Source organism: Dactylosporangium sp. NPDC048998 (genome assembly GCF_043197855.1).
Taxonomy (GTDB): Bacteria; Actinomycetota; Actinomycetes; order Mycobacteriales; family Micromonosporaceae; genus Dactylosporangium.
In genome coordinates this window covers 1-2763 of record NZ_JBICTV010000091.1, presented here as the reverse complement: position 1 = coordinate 2763, position 2763 = coordinate 1, and the positions used below count along the sequence as shown (strand labels likewise).

At 69.2% G+C, this 2763-nt stretch carries 3 protein-coding genes; all 3 read left to right on the top strand.

Annotated features, from left to right (window positions below; all coding sequences use genetic code 11):
• Window positions 1-318, top strand: a 318-nt coding sequence (locus ACGFI8_RS47910; RefSeq protein WP_392815787.1) for a DUF1775 domain-containing protein, incomplete at its 5' end; no start/stop codon positions are given.
• A 189-nt stretch (window positions 319-507) separates the two neighbouring features.
• On the top strand, window positions 508-2406 hold the full coding sequence (locus ACGFI8_RS47905) for an alkaline phosphatase (protein WP_392815786.1): 1899 nt from the start codon (window positions 508-510) through the stop codon (window positions 2404-2406).
• Window positions 2407-2660: 254 nt separating this feature from the next.
• Window positions 2661-2763 (top strand): helix-turn-helix domain-containing protein (locus ACGFI8_RS47900; protein WP_392815789.1); only part of this gene is annotated, 103 nt, incomplete at its 3' end.

Sequence of the window (2763 nt, the reverse complement as noted above, 5' to 3'; positions counted from 1 at the left end):
CCGCAGGCCGACCAGCTCGTCTTCAAGGCCCTGCAGACCTACTCCGACGGCGACGTCGTGCGCTGGATCGACGAACCCGCGCCCGGCGCGGAAGCGGATCACCCCGCCCCGACGCTGAAGCTGGCCAAGTCCGCCACCGCCGGCGGTGCCGGCACCACGACCAGCACCGCGGCGCAGGACGCTGCCGCGACCATGAACAGCGGCAAGAACGACACCGACGGTACCGCCATCGGGCTCGGCGTCGCCGGACTCGTCCTCGGCCTGGCCGGCCTCGTCGCAGGCGCCCTCGCCTACCGCCGCGCCGGCCGCACCGCCTAGACCACTGGAGACCTCGTGACCGCAGCAGGCGCCAGGCCCACGCTGAGCTGCGATTGTTGAACTGCCATACGTGAAGAGTTGTCCAACTCGTTGCCATCTCGGCATACGGGACCACGAGGGTTGCCGGACCAGCACTCGTGCGGAGAGGGCAATACATTCATGGATAACAAGGCAACGGAGCCAGCGGGTGTGAGCCGCAGGTCGCTGCTGGGCGGGACCGGCGCCGCGGCAGCGGTGATCGTCGGGCTCGGCGGTGCGGTGACCCAATCGGTCGCCGCGTCGACGGCGGCCGCCGCGTCACCGAACCCGGCCAGCCTCAAGGAGGTGGATCCGCACGCATCCACCGGCCGCCGTCATGGCGCGCCGATCACCGGAGTGGCCAATCCGCGTATCCGGGTCCTGCCGCTGAACGACGCGAAGTTCCGGGCCGGGGCGTTCTTCGACCTGCGGGTCGAGGCCGCCGGCGTCGACACGGCCACCGCTCGCGTCGAGATCAGCGTCACTGGGCCGCACGGCCCTGTGCCCCTGCTCAAGGGCAATCCCGAGCGCACCAGTTCGGTGCCCGGCAGCCTGGAGATCACCTACCGGCACCTGGCCTACCCGGCGGCGGGCCGGCACCTGGTGGCCGTGAAGGTCACCAACGGGGCCGAAAGCTTCTCCGGCAGCGTCGTTCACGAGGTGGTCGTCCCCGCGAACAATGCCGGCGGCCGGCGGGCCAAGAACGTCATCTTCTTCCTCGGCGACGGCATGGGCGGCGCGGCGATCACCGCGGCGCGGCTGCTGTCCAAGGGCATCACCGAGGGCAAGTACCGCGGCCTGCTGGAGATGGACCAGATGGACGCCCGCGGCATCGTGGGCACCTCCGGCGCGGACTCGATCGCGACCGACTCGGCCAACTCGATGTCGGCGTACATGACCGGGCACAAGTCGTCGGTCAACGCCATGGGCGTCTACGAGTCCAACGCCACCGACGTCAACGCCCACCCGCGGGTGGAGACCATGGCGGAGCTGCTCAAGCGGACCCAGGGCAAGGCCATCGGCGTGGTCACCACCGCCGAGGTGCAGGACGCCACACCGGCCGCGGTGTTCGCGCACACCCGCCGCCGCTCCGAGTACATCGAGATCATGAACCAGGCTCTCACCGACGGGCAGCGGCCCGACGTGCTCCTGGGCGGCGGCTTGGCCTCGCTACTGCCGAAGTCGCAGCCGGGCTCGCGGCGTGCCGACGAGCGCAACCTGGTTGACGAGTTCAAGGCGCTCGGCTACGCCTATGCGCAGGACCGCAAGCAGCTGCAGTCGGCGATGTCCGGCCGGCCCCGCCGCCTGCTGGGCATGTTCCACACCGGCAACATGAACGTCTACCTCGACCGGCAGCACACCAAGAAGCCCGAGATCCTCGGCAGCTGGACCGACCAGCCCACCCTGCCGGAGATGACCGAGGCGGCGCTGAACGTCCTGCAGGACAACCGTAACGGGTTCTTCCTCATGGTGGAGGGTGCCTCCATCGACAAGCAGGAGCACCCGTTGGACGGCCCTCGCGCGGTGTACGACACCATCGAGTTCGACCAGGCCATCGGCGTGGCCAAGCGGTGGGCCGCCCGTCGCGACGACACCCTGATCGTGGTCACGGCCGACCACAACCACTCGATGAGCATCATCGGCACCCACGACCGGGGCAAGGCCGACGGACGGGCCGGCAACGGCGTGTACGCCGACGCCGGGTTCCCCACCTACGTCGACAAGGACGGCGACGGCTTCCCCGACGACCCGAACCCCGATGTGCAGCTGTTCTTCGGCTGGTCCAACCACCCCGACCACGCCGACGACTTCCAGCTCGACCCGAAGCCGACCCAGCCGGCGCTGATCGACCCGGCTACCGGCAAGGCCGTCGCCAACCCTGCCCACGACCCCGGCGCCGAACTGCAGACCGGCAACCTGCCGTTCGACCAGACCAACTGCGTCCACACCGTCGAAGACGTCTCCATCGTCGCGTCCGGGCCCGGCGCGCAGCGCTTCAACGCCTTCCTGGACAACACTGAAGTCTTCCACGCCATCATCGACGCCCTCGGCCTCGACGCCAGCAAGTAAGACGCCAGACAGTGGTGCCCGGCGGCCGAGCCGCCGGGCACCACACACATCACGACCCCGGGATCTCAATCTGGGCCGGTGTCGGCTGGCGGGTGGACAACGTCGGTCATCATCGGATTCCTTCCGTGGAGACCCCCGCCTTCAGGCGGGGAGGAAACCCCTGCGGAGCAGGACAGGAAAAGCTGATTCGCCGCCAGGGCGGATCGGCGTCTGCCCGCGTGTCACCGCAAGGTTCACAAAATAGATCGGCCAAGATGTGTGGCATGTCCAGGACGGTGAAGCGGGCGTTCAAGTTCCGCTGCTACCCGACCGACGCGCAGGCCGCTGAGCTGGCGCGGACGTTCGGGTGTGTCCGGA